General features: G+C 66.9%; 14 protein-coding genes. 9 read left to right on the top strand and 5 right to left on the bottom strand.

All coding sequences use genetic code 11. The features are described from left to right. The coding region (locus tag AC1DSC_RS05550; protein WP_478131777.1) for a superoxide dismutase at positions 1-468 on the top strand (468 nt) is incomplete at its 5' end. A gap of 31 nt (positions 469-499) precedes the next feature. Here the strand turns inward: AC1DSC_RS05550 and AC1DSC_RS05545 are convergent. Then, the gene (locus AC1DSC_RS05545; protein WP_307593370.1) at positions 500-877 is read right to left on the bottom strand and encodes a VOC family protein; all 378 of its coding nucleotides are present in this window, start codon (positions 875-877) and stop codon (positions 500-502) included. A 256-nt stretch (positions 878-1,133) separates the two neighbouring features. On the opposite strand from AC1DSC_RS05545, the gene AC1DSC_RS05540 reads away from it, so the two are divergent. Together AC1DSC_RS05540 and AC1DSC_RS05535 are read left to right on the top strand one after the other, a co-directional pair. Beyond that, on the top strand, positions 1,134-2,111 hold the full coding sequence (locus tag AC1DSC_RS05540; protein WP_018905143.1) for a Bug family tripartite tricarboxylate transporter substrate binding protein: 978 nt from the start codon (positions 1,134-1,136) through the stop codon (positions 2,109-2,111). Between the two features lie 60 nt (positions 2,112-2,171). Beyond that, a complete protein-coding gene (locus AC1DSC_RS05535) occupies positions 2,172-3,221 on the top strand; it encodes an MBL fold metallo-hydrolase (protein ID WP_018905144.1) in 1,050 nt (349 codons plus the stop codon). 85 nt (positions 3,222-3,306) lie between these two features. Here AC1DSC_RS05535 and AC1DSC_RS05530 read toward each other — a convergent pair whose 3' ends face one another. From AC1DSC_RS05530 to AC1DSC_RS05515, 4 genes are all read right to left on the bottom strand, one after another. Beyond that, positions 3,307-3,564, bottom strand: coding sequence for a hypothetical protein (locus tag AC1DSC_RS05530; RefSeq protein ID WP_015867751.1), 258 nt, complete (start codon positions 3,562-3,564; stop codon positions 3,307-3,309). 22 nt (positions 3,565-3,586) lie between these two features. Continuing rightward, the gene (locus tag AC1DSC_RS05525; protein WP_018905145.1) at positions 3,587-4,354 is read right to left on the bottom strand and encodes an SDR family NAD(P)-dependent oxidoreductase; all 768 of its coding nucleotides are present in this window, start codon (positions 4,352-4,354) and stop codon (positions 3,587-3,589) included. Between the two features lie 61 nt (positions 4,355-4,415). Then, positions 4,416-4,889 carry a hypothetical protein gene (locus tag AC1DSC_RS05520; RefSeq protein WP_015867753.1) on the bottom strand — a complete coding sequence of 158 codons (474 nt, stop codon included), beginning with the start codon at positions 4,887-4,889 and terminating at the stop codon, positions 4,416-4,418. After that, positions 4,886-5,671: a Crp/Fnr family transcriptional regulator gene (locus AC1DSC_RS05515; protein ID WP_062364158.1), complete on the bottom strand. Its 786-nt coding sequence runs from the start codon at positions 5,669-5,671 to the stop codon at positions 4,886-4,888. The genes AC1DSC_RS05520 and AC1DSC_RS05515 overlap by 4 nt, the downstream gene beginning before the upstream one ends. 84 nt (positions 5,672-5,755) lie before the next feature. Between AC1DSC_RS05515 and AC1DSC_RS05510 the strand changes: the two genes are divergently transcribed. The 6 genes from AC1DSC_RS05510 to AC1DSC_RS05485 all read left to right on the top strand — a co-directional run bounded on the left by AC1DSC_RS05510 (position 5,756) and on the right by AC1DSC_RS05485 (position 12,941). Beyond that, positions 5,756-7,711: an AMP-dependent synthetase/ligase gene (locus AC1DSC_RS05510; RefSeq protein WP_018905147.1), complete on the top strand. Its 1,956-nt coding sequence runs from the start codon at positions 5,756-5,758 to the stop codon at positions 7,709-7,711. Beyond that, positions 7,708-8,493, top strand: coding sequence for an ABC transporter ATP-binding protein (locus tag AC1DSC_RS05505; RefSeq protein ID WP_015867756.1), 786 nt, complete (start codon positions 7,708-7,710; stop codon positions 8,491-8,493). The genes AC1DSC_RS05510 and AC1DSC_RS05505 overlap by 4 nt, the downstream gene beginning before the upstream one ends. Positions 8,494-8,661: 168 nt before the next feature. Continuing rightward, a complete protein-coding gene (locus AC1DSC_RS05500) occupies positions 8,662-9,591 on the top strand; it encodes a branched-chain amino acid ABC transporter permease (RefSeq protein ID WP_015867757.1) in 930 nt (309 codons plus the stop codon). A gap of 3 nt (positions 9,592-9,594) precedes the next feature. Further along, entirely contained in the window at positions 9,595-10,659 is a 1,065-nt protein-coding gene (locus tag AC1DSC_RS05495) for a branched-chain amino acid ABC transporter permease (protein ID WP_436288190.1), read from the top strand. Between the two features lie 51 nt (positions 10,660-10,710). Further along, positions 10,711-12,042: an ABC transporter substrate-binding protein gene (locus AC1DSC_RS05490; protein ID WP_015867759.1), complete on the top strand. Its 1,332-nt coding sequence runs from the start codon at positions 10,711-10,713 to the stop codon at positions 12,040-12,042. An 86-nt stretch (positions 12,043-12,128) separates the two neighbouring features. Further along, the gene (locus tag AC1DSC_RS05485; RefSeq protein ID WP_015867760.1) at positions 12,129-12,941 is read left to right on the top strand and encodes an ABC transporter ATP-binding protein; all 813 of its coding nucleotides are present in this window, start codon (positions 12,129-12,131) and stop codon (positions 12,939-12,941) included. Positions 12,942-12,976: the final 35 nt, after the last annotated feature.

Genomic DNA, 12,976 nt, shown 5'->3' with positions numbered 1-12,976 from the left:
CTCAACAACCTGCAAAAGGGCACCGAGTTCGAGTCGATGCCTCTCGAGGACATCGTCAAGAAGTCCAGCGGCGGCATCTACAACAACGCCGCCCAGATCTGGAACCACACCTTCTTCTGGAGCTGCATGAAGCCCCAGGGCGGCGGTGCTCCCACGGGCGCGCTGGCCAAGGCCATCGATGCCAAGTGGGGCAACTACGACGCCTTCAAGGAAGCCTTCGTGAAGTCGGCCGTGGGCAACTTCGGCTCGGGCTGGACCTGGCTGGTGAAGAAGGCCGACGGTTCGGTGGACATCGTGAACATGGGTGCCGCGGGCACGCCGCTGACTACCGGCGACACCCCGGTGCTGACGGTGGACGTCTGGGAGCATGCCTACTACATCGACTACCGCAACCTGCGCCCCAAGTTCGTCGAGACCTTCCTGGCCAAGCTGGTGAACTGGGACTTCGCGGCCAAGAACTTCGGCTGAGGAGCCGGGTCCGGCCCGGCGGGCATCCTCATCACCCGTTGATGAGATTGAGGATGTTGCCGTCCGGGTCCTTGAACCATGCGACCTTCATGTCGCCCATGACATGGATGTCGCCTTCGAGCTTTGCGCCGGGCATGTCGTAGTGCTCGAAGCGCACGCCCTTGGCCTTGAGCGCGGCCACGAGGCGCTCGATGTCGCCATCGACCGGCCAGGTCACGGCCGTGGCCTGGTTGGTGCCCGCAAAGGCCGAGCGGTACACGTTGATGCGCGAGTTGCCGCTGCGGTAGACGACCACCTCGTCGCCCTCGGCATCGACCTGCGCCAGCCCCAGCGTGCCTTCATAGAAACGGCGCGCCGCGGCAAGGTCCTTCACCGCGAGATTGGCCACCGCGTTGATGTTTCCGAGCATGAGAGTCTCCTGTGAAGCCCATCGCGCAGTGGACGCGCGGCGGGCGAGCCAAAAATACTCAACCATTTGGTGGAGTATTTGGCGTTGGCGGGCTGCTGTCAATCCATCGGAAAATACCCCGCCAGCCGATATGGGCCCCATCGCGAATGAAGAATCCGCAAGGCCCCGCTTCCGGCACACTGCACCCCCGGTGCAGTGACCGCCATCCACGGCTGCTGCAACCCCGAATCGCTCAGACAAAGAGACAAGCAAACCCATGATCCGCAGACACTTCGGCACGCTGGCCATCGCGCTGGCACTTCCCCTGGCCTTCACCGCCCCTGCGCAGGCACAGTCCTACCCCGCCAAGCCCATTCGCATGGTCGTGCCCTTCCCGCCCGGTGGCGGCACCGACATCCTGGCGCGGCTGGTCGCGCAGAAGCTCACCGAGGCCAACCACTGGACCGTGGTGCCCGACAACCGCGGCGGCGCCGGCGGCACCATCGGCATTGCGGAGGCCGCGCGCGCCGCGCCCACGGGCTACGACATCGTGATGGGCCAGAAGGACAACATGGTCGTCGCGCCCTGGCTTTACAAGAACCTGAGCTACAACCCGGTGAAGGACCTCACGGCCGTGGCGCACGTGGCCTACACGCCGGTGGTGATCGTCACGCAGGCCAACTCGAAGTTCAAGACGCTCGACGACGTGGTGAAAGCCGCGCGCGCGGCGCCCGACACCGTCACCTACGGCTCGCCCGGCAACGGCACCACCATCCACCTGGCCGGCGAGATCTTCAACAGCGCCGCCCAGATCAAGATGCGCCACGTGCCCTACAAGGGCTCCAACGCGGCCATGATGGACGTGCTCGCGGGCAACGTCGACCTGATGGTGTCGTCGGTGCCCTCGGCGCTGGCGCAGATCAAGGCGGGCAAGCTGCGCCCGCTGGCCGTGACCTCGGCCAAGCGCAGCACCTCGCTGCCCGAGACGCCCACCGTGGCCGAGCTCGGCTACAAGGGCTTCGACGTGTCGACCTGGTACGGCCTCTTCGTGCCCGCCAAGACGCCGAAGGACGTGATCGCCACGCTGAATACCGAAGTCAACAAGCTGCTGGCCACGCCCGAAATGAAGGCCGCCATCATCGCGCAGGGCGCCGAGCCGCAGGGCATGACGCCCGAACAGTTCGAGACGCTGCTGAAGACCGACTACGAGAAGTGGAAGGGCATCGTGCAAGCCTCGGGCGCGACCATCGAATAAGCGCGGCCGCCGCACAATGGCGTCTCCACCACAGGCCGCAGCGACGGCACGGAGACACCGATGGCAGCACAGCGCAAGAGTTCGAAGAACAACACCCTCCTGCTGAAGGCCACCACCCTGGCAGCGGTGGCCGCCCTGGTGCAGGGCTGCGCGCAGACGCCGGCCGGCACCACCGCAGGGCTGCCCGCCGCGCCGTCCGAGGCCAGCGTGGCGGCCCATGTGGCGACCGCCACGCGCGCAGCCGGCACCGACCTCAAGCCCCTGCTGACCCTGTGCCAGCCCGCCCCCGCCGCCCGGCCGCCGCAGGACGCGCTCGACAAGAGCCTCACGGGCTTCATCAACCGGCCCGCGCCGCCGCCGGGCCAGGCCTTCGACAACCTGTACTTCGTGGGTGCCGACTGGGTCAGCGCCTGGGCGATCAAGACCTCGCAGGGCATCATCCTGATCGATGCGCTCAACACCCAGGCCGAGGCCGCGGCGCTGATCGAAGGCGGCATGCGCAGGCTGGGGCTCGACCCGGCGCAGATCAAGTACGTGATCGTGACGCATGGCCACGGCGACCACTACGGCGGCGCCAGCTACCTCGCGCAGAAGTACCGCGCACGCGTGGTGATGAGCGAGGCCGACTGGACCATGACCGAGACCAGGCTTGAATTCGCGACGCCGATCTGGGGCGCGCCGCCCAAGCGCGACATCTCGGTGAAGGACGGCGACCGCATCACGCTCGGCGACACCAGCGTCACGCTGTACCTCACGCCGGGCCACACCATGGGCACGATCTCTCCGGTGTTCGACGTGAGCGCGGGCGGGCGCAAGCACCGCGCGATGCTCTGGGGCGGCACCGGCTTCAATTTCGGCAAGGACGTGCCGCGGCTGGACGCCTACATCGGCGCCACGCAGCGCATGGGTGCGATCGCGCAGAGCCAGCGCATCGACGTGATGCTGTCGAACCATTCGAACATCGACGGCTCGCAGGCCAAGCTCGCCGCGCTGCGGCAGCAGCCTGCGCCGGCGGCGAACCCCTTCGTGCTCGGCACACCGACGGTGGAGCGTGCGCTGGCCGTGATGGGCGAGTGCGCGCAGGCGCAGCGCGACAGGTTCTTGCTGTAGCCCCTTCGGCACTGCGCGGAAGTTGACGTCGCCGTGCCCCCACCCCTGCCCTCCCCCGGGAGGGGAGGGAGAAACACGGAGAGGATCAGTCCGGCGTGAACTTCTTGTTGAAGATGTCGACGTCCGATGCCAGCTCGAAGGTCGCCACCTGGCCCATCTTGCCGTCGCTGAGGCGGCAGGCGGAGAACAGGCTGTAGCGGCCCTTGAAGTAGAACTCGTCCATCACGATCAGCGCGTACGGATACGGCACGAAGACCTGGTGCTCGAAGATGACGCGGTGCACGTTCCTCGGCGACGGAAAGAGCTTGTAGTCGCCGGTATCGATCGACTTTGCGGTGGCCATGGTGTGCTCTCCTTGCCGGCGCTCAGGCCGGGTCGCGCACGTCGGCCACGGGGTTGCGGCCGAAGTCTTCGCGCGCCAGGTACCCAAGCACCTTGGCCGCGGCGGCGGCCGGGCTGTCGAGCCGGCCTTCCTCCTTCATGCTCACGAAGCGCGTGCGGTCCGGAAAATTCTCGGCCGATGCGCCGCGCAGCTGCACCTGCATGTCGGTGTCGATGATGCCGGGCGCGAGCGAGACGATGCGCGCGCCGTTCGGCGCAGCCGCCTCCTCGAGCGCCACGGCGCGCGAGAAGTGGTCCATGCCGGCCTTGGCCGCGCAGTACGGCGCCTGGCTGCCCATGGCGTTGCGCCCCAGGCCCGAGGAGATGTTGAGCACCTTGCGCGCGCCGCGCCATCCGCGCGTGGCGCCCAGGAAGGCGGCCGTCAGGAGCATCGGCGCCTCCAGGCCGATGCGCAGCGCCTGCGACAGCTCGGCGCCGACCGCGCTCGCGAGCGGTGCGGGGTTGCCGACGGTACCGGCGTTGTTGATCAGGGTGACGCTGTCGAAGCGCTGGCCGTCGAGCGTCTTGAGCCAGGCCGAGAGGCGCGCCGATGCGGCCACCGGATCGGACAGGTCCTGCTCCCACTGGATGAGTTCTGCGCCGGCCTGTTGCGCGGCTTGCGCAAGCTGCGGGTCCTGCCTGCGCGAAATGCCGAGCACCGTGTGGCCGGCCTGCAGCAGCTGTTCGGCCATGGCGCGGCCCAGGCCGCGCGAGGCGCCGGTGATCAGGGTGAGGTGGGAAGAAGCGGTCATCGGGAAAAGAGTCTTTCTGGAACGAAGGCGCGAGGTTAAGCGGTATCGGGAGGCCCCGGGCTCAGCCGGTGCGGAACTGGTTGCGCAGGAAGTTGCGGTGCCGCGCGATGTGCTGCAGCTGCGCTGGCGCGATGGTGCCGCCAAGGTCGACCTCGTCGGCCCCGTTGAGCACCGCGTTGGCATGGGTCATTGCACGCGCCACGACTTCTTCCTCGCTCAGGCCGAGCTGCGCCGCCAGGTCGAGCGCCACGCGGCGCATGGCGCGCTGCGAGAGCATCCACATCGCGCCGAAGCGGTCCCAGGCGAGCGCGGCCTCGTCGGCCTTCTCGCGCTCGGCAAGGATCTCGGCGAGCGGCTTGGCCAGCACCGCGTCGAGCGCGTCGATCTTCTCGGTGAGCGCCTCGCTGCGCGCGATGGCTTCCTCGAGCGTCGGGCCGGTGTCTGCGGCCTTGGCCTTTGCTGGCGCCTCGGGCGGCGGAATGAAGGCGGCCTGCGCATCCGCGGGCACGATCTGGAGCTGGTCTTCGAGGGTCATGGGTTTTCCGTTTCGGGTGAGCGGCTGTTGCTGCTGTTCTTCTTGTTCGACATCGCGCTCGCGCGCAGGCCCGGCAGGTCGAGCACGCGCAGCCCACCGTACTCCACCCGGATCAACCCCTCTGCCGACAGGCCGTTGAGCGCCTCGTTCACGCGCTGGCGCGACAGGCCGACCAGGTAGGCCAGCTCCTGCTGCGTGATGCGCAGCACTTCGCCCACGCCCGGGTAGAGCACCGGGTTGAACAGCGACACGAGGTTGCGCGCCACGCGCGCGTCGGGGTTGTTGAGCCGGTCGATCTCCAGCGCCGCAATGAACTGGCCGAGCCGCTCGTTGAGCTGGTTCATCACGAAGCGGTTGAAGCCGATCGAATGATCGAGCAGCCAGTGGAAGCTCTCGATCGGCAGCCCCGCCACCACGCTGCGCCGCAGCGCCTGGATGTTGTAGCGGTAGGGCTCGCGCTTCATCACCGTGCCTTCGCCGAACCAGCCGCCGGGCGGCACGCCGGTGTAGGTGACGGAGCCGCCGTCGGCGTTGTCGTTGCTCATCTTGAGCAGGCCCTCGACCACGCCGAACCAGTAGGTGGGCGAGCGGCCGACGCGGCAGACCAGGTCGCCAACCTCGGCCTCGCCCACCACCAGCGCGGCTTCGGCGCGGCGGCGCTCGGCCGGCGTGAGCGTGGGCAGCCACGGGATGCCGCCGAGTTCGGCAGCGTTGGCGGGACGCACGCGGTCCTTGATGGAACCGCCCAGCACGTTGCGCTGATTGGGATTGCCGTGAGGCATCGGGAAACTCCGGGGAGTAGTGTCCCTAGGATTGTCGTTGGAACGACAACACGGCGTCAAAGTGGGGCCTACGATCCGCCCACTGTGCAAACCACCGCCCCCACCTTTCCCCGTCTGCTGCTTGCGCATGCGCAAGCCCAGCCCCAGGCGCCCGCCATCCGCGAGAAGGATCTCGGCATCTGGCAAACCTGGAGCTGGAGCGCCGTGGCGCAGGAAGTGCGCGAAATGGCCTGCGGCCTCGCGAGCCTGGGCTTCAAGCCCTTCGACAACCTGTCCATCGTGGGCGCCAACCGCCCGCACCTGTACATGGCGGTGCTCGCGGCGCAGAGCCTGCGCGGCGTGCCGGTGCCGCTCTACCAGGACGCGGTGGCCAGCGAGATGGTCTTCATGCTGCAGGACGCGGCCATCGACTTCGTGATCGTGGAGGACCAGGAGCAGGTCGACAAGCTGCTCGAATGCCGCGAGCTGCAGAAGGACCAGCAGCACGGCATCCGCCACATCATCTACGACGACCCCAAGGGCCTGCGCCACTACGACCAGCCCGGGCTCATGAGCTACGAGCAGCTGCGCGAACTGGGCCGCGAATTCGACAAGACCCACGTCGGCTACTACGACCGCGCGGTGGCCAGCGGCGAGGCCACCGACGTCGGCGTGATCCTCTACACCTCGGGCACCACCGGCCGGCCCAAGGGCGTATGCCAGACGCATGCGAGCTTCATCGCGGCGGGCCGCGGCGGCGTGGAGACCGACAGGCTCGGCCCCGGCGACAACATCATGAGCTACCTGCCGATGGCCTGGGTCGGCGACCACCTGTTCTCGGTGGCGCAGTGGCTGGTGGGCGGCTTCACGCTCAACTGCCCCGAGTCGTCCGAGACGGTGATGAACGACATGCGCGAGATCGGCCCGAGCTACTACTTCGGTCCGCCGCGCACCTTCGAGGGCCTGCTCACGGCCGTGTCGATCCGCATGGAAGACGCGGCCGCGCCCAAGCGCTGGCTGTACGGCAAGTTCATGGCGCTCGCGCAGCGCGTGGGCGCCGACATCCTGAACGGCGCGCCGGTGGGCACGGGCGACCGGCTGATGTACAGCCTTGGCAACCTGCTGGTCTACGGGCCGCTGCGCAACGTGCTGGGCATGAGCCGCATCCGCGTGGCCTACACGGCCGGCGCGGCCATCGGGCCGGACCTGTTCCGCTTCTACCGCTCGATCGGCGTCAACCTCAAGCAGTTCTACGGCCAGACCGAGACCTGCGCGTACGTGTGCCTGCAGCAGGACGGCAAGGTCAAGCTGCAGACCGTGGGCACGGCCGCGCCGGGCATCGAACTGAAGATCGCCGAGGACGGCGAGGTGCTGGTGCGCGGCGTCTCGGTGCTCAAGGAATACTACAAGCGCCCCGACGCCACGGCCGAGGTGCTCGACGCCAACGGCTACTTCCACACCGGCGACGCCGGCGTGCTCGACAGCGAGGGCCACCTGCGCATCATCGACCGCGCCAAGGACGTGGGCCGGCTCGCGAGCGGCGCGATCTTTGCGCCCAACTACATCGAGAACAAGCTCAAGTTCTTCCCGCAGATCAAGGAAGCCGTGTGCTTCGGCAACGCACGCGAGGAGGTCTGCGCGGCCATCAACATCGACTTCGAGGCGGTGGGCAACTGGGCCGAGCGCCGGGGGCTGGCCTATGGCGGCTACGTCGACCTGGCCGGCAAGCCCGAGGTGCTGGCGCTCGTCGCCGAATGCATCGCCAAGGTGAATGCCGACCTGGCGAGCGAAGACGGCATGGGCGAGACGCAGATCGCGCGCTTCCTGGTGCTGCACAAGGAGCTCGACCCCGACGACGACGAGCTCACGCGCACGCGCAAGGTGCGGCGCGGCTTCATCGCCGAGAAATACGCGGTGCTGGTCAGCGCGCTGTACGGCGGCAAGAGCGAGCAGTTCATCGAGACCCAGGTCAAGTTCGAGGACGGACGCACGGGGGTTGTCAGCGCCACGCTGAAGATCACCGAAGCCAAGACCTTCCCCATCGTGAAGGCCGCTGCATGAGCAATCGGAAAATCGGCGACGTCATCCTCGACGTCCAGAACATCAGCCTGAGCTTCGGCGGCGTGAAGGCGCTCACGGACATCAGCTTCAACGTGCGCGAGCACGAGGTGCGGGCCATCATCGGCCCCAATGGCGCGGGCAAGAGCTCGATGCTCAACTGCATCAATGGCGTGTACTGGCCGCAGCAGGGCTCCATCACTTTCCGCGGCCAGACCTTCAAGCACATGAACTCGCGCCAGGTGGCCGAGATGGGCGTGGCGCGCACCTTCCAGAACCTGGCGCTCTTCAAGGGCATGAGCGTGCTCGACAACATCATGACGGGGCGCAATCTCAAGATGAAGAGCGGCCTGCTCGCGCAGGCGCTGCGCTGGGGCCCGGCCGAGCGCGAGGAGCTGCAGCATCGCGAGTTCGTCGAGCACATCATCGACTTCCTGGAGATCCAGGCGCACCGCAAGACGCCGGTGGGCCGCCTGCCCTACGGCCTGCAAAAGCGCGTCGACCTGGGCCGCGCGCTCGCGATGGAGCCGCAGGTGCTGCTGCTCGACGAGCCGATGGCCGGCATGAACGTGGAGGAAAAGCAGGACATGAGCCGCTTCATCCTCGACGTGAACGACGAGTTCGGCGCGACCATCGTTCTCATCGAGCACGACATGGGCGTGGTGATGGACATCTCCGACCGCGTGGTGGTGCTGGACTACGGCAAGAAGATCGGCGACGGCACGCCCCACGAGGTGCGCAACAACGAAGACGTGATCCGGGCATACCTGGGCGTGGAGCACTGACGCCATGCCACACCCGACCCTGGTGCATTGCTCCTTCCCTTCCCGGGGGAAGGCTGGGATGGGGGCACGACAGCCCTCGCAATACAGCCGCGCCTCATCGAGCGCCGCGAGCCCCCACCCCAACCCTCCCCCGGAAGGGGAGGGAGAAAAACAAGAGAGACATTGACCATGGGCTTTTTCCTCGAAACCCTGTTCGGCGGCCTGATGGTCGGCATGCTCTATTCGCTGATCGCGATCGGCTTCGTGCTGATCTACAAGGCCTCGGGCGTCTTCAACTTCGCGCAGGGCGCGATGGTGCTGTTCGCGGCGCTGGCCATGGCGCGCTTTGCCGAATGGTTCCCGCAGTGGTTCGGCTTCGAGAGCCAGGTGCTCGCGAACATCCTGGCCTTCATCGCGGCCATGGGGGTGATGGTGATCGTGGCCTGGCTGATCGAGCGGCTCGCGCTCAGCAAGCTGGTGAACCAGGAAGGCATCACGCTGCTGATGGCCACGCTGGGCATTGCCTACTTCCTCGATGGGGTGGGCCAGACGATCTTCGGCAACGACATCTACAAGATCGACGTGGGCATGCCCAAGGAACCGCTGATGGTGCTGCAGGGCACCTTCCAGGGCGGCCTGCTGCTGAGCCAGGAAGACCTGGTGGCCGCGCTGGTGGCCGCGGGCCTGGTGGTGGTGCTGGCCGTGTTCTTCCAGAAGACCGCCACGGGCCGCGCCCTTCGCGCCGTGGCCGACGACCACCAGGCCGCGCAATCCATCGGCATTCCGCTCAAGCGCATCTGGGTGATCGTGTGGTCGGTGGCGGGCTTCTCCGCGCTGGTGGCCGGGGTCATCTGGGGCTCGAAGCTGGGCGTGCAGTTCTCGCTCTCGCTGGTGGCGCTGAAGGCGCTGCCGGTGGTGATCCTCGGCGGCCTCACCTCGATCCCGGGCGCGATCATCGGCGGCCTGCTGATCGGCGTGGGCGAGAAGCTTTCTGAAATTTATCTCGGCCCCATGCTCGGTGGCGGCATCGAGATCTGGTTCGCGTATGTACTCGCACTGGTGTTCCTGCTGGTCCGTCCGCAGGGGTTGTTCGGCGAAAAAATCATTGATCGGGTCTGAGTAATGTTCTACAGAGAGAACGGCCAGTTCAAGTCGAGCTACCGCGCCGACCAGCAGATCTTCCCGATCGCGCAGGACCGCATCGCCATCCTGGTGCTGCTGCTCGCGGCCTTCGTCGCGGTGCCGCTGGGCGTGTCGGACTACTGGATGCGCGCCATCCTCACGCCCTTTCTGATCCTGTCGCTCGCGGCGCTGGGCCTCAACATCCTGGTCGGCTACTGCGGGCAGATCTCGCTCGGCACCGGCGCCTTCATGGCGGTGGGCGCGTACGCGGCCTATAACTTCCAGGTGCGCATCGACGGCATGCCGCTGATCGCCTCGCTGCTGCTGGGCGGCCTGTGCGCCACGGTGATCGGCGTGCTGTTCGGCATTCCGAGCCTGCGCATCAAGGGGCTGTACCTGGCGGTGGCCACGCTGGCGGCGCAGTTCTTTACCGACTGGGCGTTCCTGCGCATCCAGTGGTTCACCAACAACTCGTCGTCGGGTTCGGTGAGCGTGGCGGGGCTCAACGTGTTCGGCGTGCCGATCGAATCGCCGGTGCAGAAGTATCTGTTCTGCCTGATCTTCGTGGTGGTGTTCGCGCTGCTCGCGAAGAACCTGGTGCGCAGCGCCATCGGCCGCGAATGGATGGCGATGCGCGACATGGACGTGGCGGCCGCGGTGATCGGCATCCGCCCGGTGTACGCCAAGCTCACGGCCTTTGCGGTGAGCAGCTTCATCGTGGGCGTGGCGGGCGCGCTGTGGGGCTTCATCCACCTGGGCGCGTGGGAGCCGGCAGCGTTCAGCATCGACCGCTCTTTCCAGCTGCTGTTCATGGTGATCATCGGCGGGCTCGGCTCGATCATGGGCAGCTTCTTCGGTGCCGCGTTCATCGTGCTGCTGCCGCTCTTCTTGAACCAGCTGCCGGGGTGGCTGGGCTTCTCGATCTCCACCGCGCTGGCCTCGCACCTGGAGACCATGATCTTCGGCGCGCTGATCGTGTTCTTCCTGATCGTCGAGCCGCACGGGCTGGCGCGGCTGTGGTCCACCGCCAAGGAAAAGTTGCGGCTCTGGCCCTTCCCCCACTGATTTTTCCGTTCGTAGAAACCGGCACCGAGGTGCCCACATAAGGAGACAGGCATGAAACTGAAATCGCTCGCTCTGACCGCCGCCCTGGTGGCCAGCACCCTCGGCGCGCTGCTTGCGCCATCGCTCGCCCAGGCGCAGGCCAAGGAACAGTTCTTTCCGCTGCTGGTGTACCGCACCGGCCCCTATGCGCCCAACGGCACGCCCTGGGCCAACGGCAAGCAGGACTACATCAAGTACATCAACGCCACCGGCGGCATCAACGGCGTGAAGATCACGTACGAAGAGTGCGAGACCGGCTACGCCACCGACAAGGGCGTGGAGTGCTATGAGCGCCTGAAGGGCCGCCCCGGCGTGACGCTGTTCGACCCGCAGGCCACCGGCATCACCTTTGCGCTGACCGACAAGGTGCCCACCGACAAGATCCCGCTCATCACGCTGGGCTACGGGCTGTCGGCGTCGCAGGACGGCAGCGTGTTCAAGTGGAACTTCCCGCTGATGGGCAGCTACTGGACCGCGGCCGACATCCTGATCCAGCACATCGGCAAGAAGGAAGGCGGCATGGACAAGCTCAAGGGCAAGAAGATCGCCCTCGTGTACCACGACTCGCCGTTCGGCAAGGAGCCGATCCCGCTGCTGCAGGAGCGCGCCAAGCAGAACGGCTTCGAGCTGTCGCTGATTCCGGTCACCGCGCCCGGCGTGGAGCAGAAGTCCGCCTGGCTGCAGGTGCGCCAGTCGCGGCCCGACTACGTGCTCTTGTGGGGCTGGGGCGTGATGAACTCCACCGCGCTGAAGGAAGCCGTGGCCACCGGCTATCCGCGCGAGAAGATGTATGGCGTGTGGTGGGCCGGCGCCGAGCCTGACGTGAAGGACGTGGGCGCCAATGCCAAGGGCTACAACGCGCTGGCGCTCAACACCTCGGGCACCGAGCCGAAGGTGATCCAGGAAATCCTCAAGCAGGTGCACGACAAGGGCCAGGGCACGGGGCCGAAGGACGAAGTGGGCTCGGTGCTCTACACCCGCGGCGTGATCATCCAGATGCTGGGCGTCGAAGCCGTGAAGCGCGCGCAGGAGCGCTTCGGCAAGGGCAAGGTCATGACCGGCGAGCAGGTGCGCTGGGGCATGGAGAACCTCGCGCTCGACCAGAAGAAGCTCGATTCGCTGGGCTTCTCGGGCGTGCTGCGCCCGCTCGGCACCTCGTGCCAGGACCACATGGGCTCGACCTGGGCCCGCGTGCACACCTGGGACGGCGCCAAGTGGGGCGGCATGTCCGACTGGTACCAGGCCGACGAGCAGATCATCAAGCCGATGGTGAAGGTGGCGGCCGAGAAGTACGCGGGCGAAAAGAAGCTCACGCGCCGCGACGCGGCCGACTGCAGCATGTGACGGCTTGAGGAACCGTGGCGGCTCGCGAGAGCCGCCATTCGAAAGAACAGCCTCCTGTTGTTCTTTCGAATGCTTCGGACCACACCATGAGCGAACCCAACATCATCCTCAATGTCAACGGCATCGAGGTCATCTACAACCACGTGATCCTCGTTCTCAAGGGCGTGTCCCTCACGGTGCCCGAAGGCGGCATCGTGGCGCTGCTCGGCGGCAACGGCGCGGGCAAGACGACCACCTTGCGCGCGGTGAGCAACCTGCTCGCGGGCGAGCGCGGCGCGGTCACCAAGGGCACCATCGAGCTGCGCGGCGAGCGCATCGAGGCGCTGTCGCCGGCCGAGCTGGTGAAGCGCGGGCTGATCCAGGTGATGGAAGGCCGGCACTGCTTCGCGCACCTGACGATCGAGGAAAACCTGATGACCGGCGCCTACACGCGCAGCGACGGCAAGGCCGCGGTGCAGCAGACGCTGGAGAAGGTGTATGCGTATTTCCCGCGGCTGAAGACCCGGCGCACTTCGCAGGCGGCCTATACCTCGGGCGGCGAGCAGCAGATGTGCGCCATTGGCCGCGCGTTGATGGCCAACCCGAACATGGTGCTGCTCGACGAGCCCTCGATGGGCCTGGCGCCGCAGATCGTGGAGGAGGTGTTCGAGATCGTGAAGGACCTCAACACCAAGGAACGCGTGACCTTCCTGCTGGCCGAGCAGAACACCAACATGGCGCTGCGCTACGCCGACTACGGCTACATCCTGGAGAACGGCCGCATCGTGATGGACGGGCCGGCCAAGAGCCTGCGCGAGAACGAGGACGTGAAGGAGTTCTACCTTGGCGTGGGCGGCGCGGACCGCAAGAGCTTCCGCGATGTGAAGAGCTACAAGCGGCGCAAGAGGTGGCTTGCATGACCGTCGTGGCTTCGAGGCACCGGCCCTCACCCCAG

The sequence above is a fragment of the Variovorax sp. 01N425 genome, from assembly GCF_056399465.1.
This window is presented reverse-complemented; position numbering and strand designations above follow the sequence as displayed.

Bases quoted from the DNA above. Each gene is read 5' to 3' on its own strand.
- AC1DSC_RS05545 (WP_307593370.1), bottom strand. From the start codon at position 877: ATGCTCGGAAACATCAACGCGGTGGCCAATCTCGCGGTGAAGGACCTT.
- AC1DSC_RS05540 (WP_018905143.1), top strand. From the start codon at position 1,134: ATGATCCGCAGACACTTCGGCACGCTGGCCATCGCGCTGGCACTTCCC.
- AC1DSC_RS05535 (WP_018905144.1), top strand. From the start codon at position 2,172: ATGGCAGCACAGCGCAAGAGTTCGAAGAACAACACCCTCCTGCTGAAG.
- AC1DSC_RS05530 (WP_015867751.1), bottom strand. From the start codon at position 3,564: ATGGCCACCGCAAAGTCGATCGATACCGGCGACTACAAGCTCTTTCCG.
- AC1DSC_RS05525 (WP_018905145.1), bottom strand. From the start codon at position 4,354: ATGACCGCTTCTTCCCACCTCACCCTGATCACCGGCGCCTCGCGCGGC.
- AC1DSC_RS05520 (WP_015867753.1), bottom strand. From the start codon at position 4,889: ATGACCCTCGAAGACCAGCTCCAGATCGTGCCCGCGGATGCGCAGGCC.
- AC1DSC_RS05515 (WP_062364158.1), bottom strand. From the start codon at position 5,671: ATGCCTCACGGCAATCCCAATCAGCGCAACGTGCTGGGCGGTTCCATC.
- AC1DSC_RS05505 (WP_015867756.1), top strand. From the start codon at position 7,708: ATGAGCAATCGGAAAATCGGCGACGTCATCCTCGACGTCCAGAACATC.
- AC1DSC_RS05500 (WP_015867757.1), top strand. From the start codon at position 8,662: ATGGGCTTTTTCCTCGAAACCCTGTTCGGCGGCCTGATGGTCGGCATG.
- AC1DSC_RS05495 (WP_436288190.1), top strand. From the start codon at position 9,595: ATGTTCTACAGAGAGAACGGCCAGTTCAAGTCGAGCTACCGCGCCGAC.
- AC1DSC_RS05490 (WP_015867759.1), top strand. From the start codon at position 10,711: ATGAAACTGAAATCGCTCGCTCTGACCGCCGCCCTGGTGGCCAGCACC.
- AC1DSC_RS05485 (WP_015867760.1), top strand. From the start codon at position 12,129: ATGAGCGAACCCAACATCATCCTCAATGTCAACGGCATCGAGGTCATC.